5 protein-coding genes are annotated in these 6,502 nt (G+C 46.5%); 2 read left to right on the forward strand and 3 right to left on the reverse strand.

What is annotated here, in order from left to right:
* Positions 1 to 83 precede the first annotated feature (83 nt).
* A complete protein-coding gene (locus GEV47_RS12235) occupies positions 84 to 2,900 on the forward strand; it encodes a valine--tRNA ligase (protein WP_153235049.1) in 2,817 nt (938 codons plus the stop codon).
* Between the two features lie 134 nt (positions 2,901 to 3,034).
* On the forward strand, positions 3,035 to 3,481 hold the full coding sequence (locus GEV47_RS12240; RefSeq protein WP_153235050.1) for a DUF2147 domain-containing protein: 447 nt from the start codon (positions 3,035 to 3,037) through the stop codon (positions 3,479 to 3,481).
* A gap of 77 nt (positions 3,482 to 3,558) precedes the next feature.
* Here the strand turns inward: GEV47_RS12240 and GEV47_RS12245 are convergent, their stop codons facing one another.
* The 3 genes from GEV47_RS12245 to ruvA form a co-directional block, all read right to left on the reverse strand.
* Entirely contained in the window at positions 3,559 to 4,401 is an 843-nt protein-coding gene (locus GEV47_RS12245) for a 2-keto-4-pentenoate hydratase (protein ID WP_194270658.1), read from the reverse strand.
* A 157-nt stretch (positions 4,402 to 4,558) separates the two neighbouring features.
* Positions 4,559 to 5,617, reverse strand: a complete 1,059-nt coding sequence (gene ruvB / locus GEV47_RS12250) for a Holliday junction branch migration DNA helicase RuvB (protein ID WP_153235051.1) — start codon at positions 5,615 to 5,617, stop codon at positions 4,559 to 4,561.
* A 52-nt stretch (positions 5,618 to 5,669) separates the two neighbouring features.
* Positions 5,670 to 6,248 carry a Holliday junction branch migration protein RuvA gene (gene ruvA, locus GEV47_RS12255; RefSeq protein ID WP_153235052.1) on the reverse strand — a complete coding sequence of 193 codons (579 nt, stop codon included), beginning with the start codon at positions 6,246 to 6,248 and terminating at the stop codon, positions 5,670 to 5,672.
* Positions 6,249 to 6,502 lie beyond the last annotated feature (254 nt).

A 6,502-nucleotide genomic window follows, 5' to 3' on the forward strand; every position in this document is an offset into this window, starting at 1 on the left:
CACAGCCAAAATCACAACCACATCTTCACTCTCCTTTATAATCGATGTTTTAGCAAAAAACACTAATAAATCAGGGAATTAGCATGGAATTAGCAAAATCTTTTGAGCCGGCCGAAATTGAACAATTCTGGCGTAATGAATGGGAAAAGCGCGGGTATTTCGCGGCCTCCACTGATGCCAATAAACCATCATTCAGTATTCAATTGCCGCCACCGAATGTGACTGGCACTTTGCACATGGGACATGCATTCAATCAAACCATTATGGATGGCTTGACCCGTTACCACCGCATGCGCGGCTTCAACACTGCCTGGATTCCAGGAACCGATCATGCGGGGATCGCAACACAGATCGTGGTGGAACGTCAGCTCGAAGCACAAAAGGTCTCGCGCCATGATTTAGGACGTGAAAAATTTGTCGAAAAAGTCTGGGAATGGAAAGAGCAATCTGGCTCTACCATCACAGGTCAAATGCGTCGCCTGGGCTCATCAGTTGATTGGGATCGCGAATACTTCACGATGGATCCTGAACTCTCTGTGACGGTGACAGAAGTGTTCGTGCGCTTGTTTGAGCAAGGCTTGATTTATCGCGGCAAGCGATTGAGTAATTGGGATCCCGTACTCGGTACGGCGGTTTCTGATCTGGAAGTGGTGTCGGAAGAAGAAGACGGTTTCATGTGGCATATCCATTATCCGCTTGCCGATGGTAGCGGTAATTTGACAGTGGCCACCACACGCCCGGAAACTTTATTGGGTGACGTCGCTGTTGCGGTGGATCCGACCGATGAGCGTTACACCCATCTCGTCGGCAAGATGGTAAAACTGCCTTTATGTGATCGTGAAATTCCTATCATCGCCGATGAATACGTCGATAAAGAATTCGGTACTGGCTGCGTCAAGATCACGCCCGCGCATGACACTAACGATTACGCTGTTGGTCAACGCCATCAACTGCCGATGATTACCGTGTTCACGCTTGAAGCCAAGATCAATGAAAACGGCCCTGCACAATATCAAGGGCTGGACAGATTCGTCGCGCGTAAAAAAATCATCGCAGATCTGGATGCATTAGGTTTATTGGAATCGGTTAAACCGCATAAATTAATGGTACCGCGTGGCGAACGTACAGGGGTAATCATTGAGCCTATGCTGACCGACCAATGGTTTGTCGCGATGAGCAAAGCCGCACCGGAAGGAACCTACTTTCCTGGTAAATCAATCACCGAAGTCGCACTTGAAAAAGTAGCGAACGGTGAAATCAAAATGGTGCCTGAAAACTGGACCACGACGTATAACCAATGGCTTAACAATATTCAAGATTGGTGTATTTCACGTCAGTTGTGGTGGGGGCATCAGATTCCTGCCTGGCATGACGAAGATGGAAAAATTTACGTTGCACGTACTGAAGCAGAAGCTCAGGCGCAAGCGGGGGACAAAACGATCACGCGTGATACGGATGTGCTCGACACCTGGTTCTCGTCTGCGTTGGTGCCGTTTTCAACATTAGGCTGGCCGAATGAAACACCCGATGCCAAACTATTTTTACCATCGTCGGTATTGGTAACAGGCTTTGATATTCTTTTCTTCTGGGTTGCACGGATGGTCATGATGACCACGCATTTCACTGGAAAAGTGCCCTTCAATACCGTGTATCTTCATGCACTGGTACGCGACGGCAATGGCCAAAAAATGTCCAAATCCAAGGGCAATGTACTTGACCCTATCGATTTAATTGATGGCGTTGATATTGAAACGCTGGTCGCAAAACGTACCACTGGATTAATGAATCCCAGGGATGCGGAAAAAATCGCTAAAGCCACACGCAAGGATTTTCCAGATGGTATCCAAGCTTTCGGCACCGATGCAATTCGCTTTACATTTGCTTCGTTAGCGACGCTGGGACGTAACGTTAACTTCGACCTGAGTCGTTGCGACGGTTATCGTAATTTCTGCAATAAATTGTGGAATGCAACGCGCTTTGTGTTGATGAATACTGAAGGCAAGGATTGTGGTTTTGAAGGCCATACTCCAGGTGAATGCAATAAAGAAAAGCTTGATTTTTCTCTAGCTGATCGCTGGATCGTTTCGCAATTGCAGCGCACCGCTGCCGACATTGCAAAAGGCTTTGCAGACTATCGCTTTGATAATGTTGCCTCATCTATCTATCAATTTGTATGGGATGAGTATTGCGACTGGTATCTGGAAGTAGCCAAGGTACAAATGCAGCATGGCAGTGAGGCGCAACAACGCGCCACGCGTCGTACGCTGTTGCGTGTTCTTGAAACTATCCTGCGATTAGCGCATCCAATTATTCCATTTGTGACTGAAGCATTGTGGCAAAGCGTTGCACCACTAACCGGACAAAAAATGGACCCGGCGGGCGATTCGATCATGCGTCAGACATACCCAGAGCCACGTGAAGATAAGATCGACGAAAAAGCAGAAGCATGGATGACGCAGTTCAAAGTGCTGACTGATGCGTGCCGTAATTTGCGTGGTGAGATGCAGTTATCACCTGCCTTACGCGTACCGTTGATTATCGCTGCCAACGACGCAGCACAACAAACCGAGTTGCGGTCATTTGCACCATACTTGCAAGGCTTGGCAAAATTATCGGAAATTCAAGTAGTAGAGGCTCTACCCGAATCTCCAGCGCCAGTTTCTGTCGTTGGCAATGCTAAGCTTATGCTACAAGTGGAAATTGATGTCGCAGCAGAGCGTGAACGTCTGAATAAAGAGATTACGCGCTTGGATGCTGAGATCAACAAAGCGCAAGCAAAACTAAGTAATGAAAGTTTTGTGGCACGAGCACCTGCTCAGGTAGTTGCACAAGAACAGGAACGCGTTGCAAATTTTTCGGCGACTCTAGTCAAATTGCGCGAGCAATTCGCTAAATTATAACTCTCAGCTTGAGAGAATAATTGGAGATGCAATTGAAGCCGATGATGAGTGCAATGCTGTCCTACAAAAAAATATGACCAGATCCGCACATTCCATTACTTTTGAAATGTGCGGATTAAAAAAGGAGACTAAGCATGAAAAAATTATCCATCGGCATGATACTCGGCGGCGCACTTTTAGCTTTCAATGCTTTTGCACAAAGCGCAACTCCAGTTGGTTTGTGGAAGAATATTGATGACGTGAGCGGCAAACCAAAAGCGATGATTCGGATCACTGAATCAGACGGTGTACTTCAAGGGAAAATCGAGAAACTATACCGTGAACCTACTGAAGATCCGAATCCGAAATGCGATAAATGCGATGGCAATAACAAAGATAAACCTATCATTGGCATGACTATTTTGCGCGGCCTAAAAGCTGATGGTGCCAGTTATGACGGCGGTACTATTATTGATCCGCATAACGGAGCAACCTATAAATGTAAAATGACATTAGTAGACAATGGTAAAAAACTCGATGTGCGCGGTTATATCGGTTTCTCTCTTTTAGGCCGAACCCAGACGTGGATACGTGAAGAATAGTAGTCATTTGACTGAGTCATAAAAAATGCCACCCAGTGCAAACTGCGGTGGCATTTTTTTGTGCTGTTGTGCTCTATCTATACGAATGAAACTGTTAATCCGGGTAAAGCAATGCCTGAAAACGCCGTTACCCAAGTTTGCCCTGCTTGTACCGGATAAGCATCAGTCCACGTGCCCGTAGTGACAATTTCTCCTGCAGTCAGCGGGTCGAATTGCGTTTGATTTTGCAATTGTTGATGCAAATGCCAAAGCGCGTGCAAAGGACTACCCAGTACATCACTGCCGAACCCAGCAGCACACAATGTCATGGCATCTTCAGTGCAACAAGATAAAGAAACACTGGAGTTGGCTAATATGTCACCCAAATTACGACGTGTTGCGGTGGATAATACATGTGGTTCGCCGATGATCAGCGTCCCGTGTAAACCAAATGCCGAAATGGCATCAACAGCCTCAAACTTCCAATCAGGAAATGGGCAGATGGCGATTTCAAATCCGTGTGCCATCCATTCGATACAATCCGCCAATTCATCCATAGTGGCATCCGGTGCTGGAGTAGTCGCTAATTTGAAAACGACTTCAGGCTCGACCCGCGGTTGCATCGCGCCATCCAGGCTTTGAATGCCACGGTTTCCCTCTGCATAACGCACAGTCGACTCAAAGATATGCGACCAGATCGGCATGTTGATGGCTTCATTCACGCCATATTTGGGGGAAATAATGCGATTCGCAAAGCCGAGCTTGCGTCCGACTGCAACCTCACCTTGGCCAATACTGGCATCCAAAATACGTTTTCCAATGTCATAACCATCCTCTAGCGATAATTCGTCGCTAGCAGACAATGGGGGCAGCAATCGTGCATGGTTGCGTGCATCCATTAATTGATGCGCGTAACGATTGGCTTTTGTCGACATGAGCATGATGATTGGTAGTTGGCTTACACAATGATGCACAGACAATCGCATTGTCTGTGACGTTCGATTTTTATACAAGTGTGAATTTCAATTCACAACACTTATATAAATGCTTTTCTACGACTTTTTGTCTGAATTAACTTTCTAACAATTAACTGTTTTGTTAATTCTGACCCCACAATTCGCCGTTGGGGCCGGTCTGCGGTGCACTAATACCGAAGTGGCTGTATGCAGCAGGTGTCGCAATTCTTCCGCGCGGTGTTCGTTGTAAAAATCCCTGTTGAATCAAGTAAGGCTCCAACACATCTTCGATCGTGTCACGCTCCTCTCCAATCGCAGCTGCCAAATTATCAAGTCCGACTGGCCCACCACTAAATTTAAACAATACCGCTTCTAGTAATTTTCTATCCATTAAATCAAAGCCAACAGGATCCACATCAAGCATGACTAATGCAGCATCAGCCATCGCCTTGGTGATTTCTCCCCGGCCTTTTACTTCTGCATAATCACGCACACGCCGTAAGAGACGATTGGCAATACGCGGGGTGCCACGACTGCGTTTGGCAATTTCAAATGCGCCGTCGTCCACAATCGGTGCATTCAATAAGGCTGCGCTTCTAGTGACAATTTTGCTTAATTCCTGCGGTGTATAAAACTCTAATCGTGCAACGATGCCAAAGCGATCACGCAACGGGTTCGTTAGCATGCCAGCACGCGTAGTAGCACCGACTAAAGTAAATGGCTGCAAATCAAGTCGTACAGAACGGGCTGCAGGTCCTTCACCGATCATGATGTCAATTTGGTAGTCCTCTAGCGCGGGATAGAGAATTTCCTCGACGACCGGCGAAAGCCGGTGAATTTCATCTATAAATAGCACATCATTCGCTTCGAGATTCGTCAATAAGGCAGCCAAGTCACCGGCTCGTTCAAGCACAGGGCCCGAAGTTTGACGTAAGTTAACACCCATTTCGCGGGAGATAATGTGCGCAAGTGTTGTTTTACCGAGTCCCGGGGGGCCAAACAACAAAGTATGATCGAGCGCCTCTTTGCGTTGTCGTGCTGCGGTAATGAAAATTTCTAATTGCTCTCGAATTTTTTGCTGACCGACGTATTCGCCCAGATGCTTAGGCCGTAATGCCCGCTCAATCGCCTCCTCATTGGGAGAGGCTGGAGTCGCTGCAATAATGCGCTGTTCGCTAAAGTCGTCGGTTTGTATACTCATTGGCCATGGTGGTTTGACTTAATCCCTAGAAATTAAGCCAGTATTTCATAAATTATAATTTAGACAATGCTTTTAGCGCAAGCTTAATACCCTCTGAGACACCAACATCGGCGGGAATTTGTTTCAGCGCTAACAACGCTTCTTTATCAGAATAACCTAGTGCAACCAGCGCATTCAGAATATCTGCACTTGTATCGCTAACTATCTGCCCGCCAACAACACCTATATCCGCACCCAACTTGCCTTTTAACTCTAATAACAGGCGTTCTGCAGTTTTTTTGCCTATCCCCGGTACCTTGGTTAGGCGGCCAGCTTCTTGCAAAGTAACCGCCTGTGCCAAATCCACTACCGACATTCCTGACAAAATAGAAAGTGCTGTGCGTGCGCCAACTCCGCTAATCTTGATTAACTGCTTAAAAACTGTACGCTCTTCGTTTGCTCCGAAGCCAAATAGAACATGGGCGTCTTCGCGTATTGCAAGATGAGTCAATAAGGTAACTTTTTCGCCCAGATTTGGTAAGTTATAAAAAGTGCTCATGGGTACACTCACCTCATAACCGACGCCATTGCAATCAATTAAAAGTTGAGGGGGATTTTTTTCCAGCAATATTCCGGAGAGACGACCTATCATCGCAGTATTTTTTAAAATTGGAATCTTTAAATCATACAGGACAACTGGTTAAAAACACAGTAGTTTGGAAGTTATTTATAGCTGGCCTATCTCTAACTATGAACAATCTACCCTCGTTGCTGTGATATTCCACATGGGAATAGCGCCTCTGTCTGTCGACTAGTGCGGCAAAAGGCCTCTACGAAGCGTTAGCACCAAGCGTTTATGCAAAGCAAAAACCCCACCCTCGGTTAAGAGGATGGGGTTTTCTGGGT

Source organism: Glaciimonas soli (genome assembly GCF_009497155.1).
Classification (GTDB): domain Bacteria; phylum Pseudomonadota; class Gammaproteobacteria; order Burkholderiales; family Burkholderiaceae_D; genus Glaciimonas; species Glaciimonas soli.

What these genes read in the sequence shown, in the direction of transcription:
- ruvB (WP_153235051.1), bottom strand. Translation starts at nt 5,617, where the DNA reads ATGAGTATACAAACCGACGACTTTAGCGAACAGCGCATTATTGCAGCG.
- GEV47_RS12240 (WP_153235050.1), top strand. Translation starts at nt 3,035, where the DNA reads ATGAAAAAATTATCCATCGGCATGATACTCGGCGGCGCACTTTTAGCT.
- GEV47_RS12245 (WP_194270658.1), bottom strand. Translation starts at nt 4,401, where the DNA reads ATGCTCATGTCGACAAAAGCCAATCGTTACGCGCATCAATTAATGGAT.
- ruvA (WP_153235052.1), bottom strand. Translation starts at nt 6,248, where the DNA reads ATGATAGGTCGTCTCTCCGGAATATTGCTGGAAAAAAATCCCCCTCAA.
- GEV47_RS12235 (WP_153235049.1), top strand. Translation starts at nt 84, where the DNA reads ATGGAATTAGCAAAATCTTTTGAGCCGGCCGAAATTGAACAATTCTGG.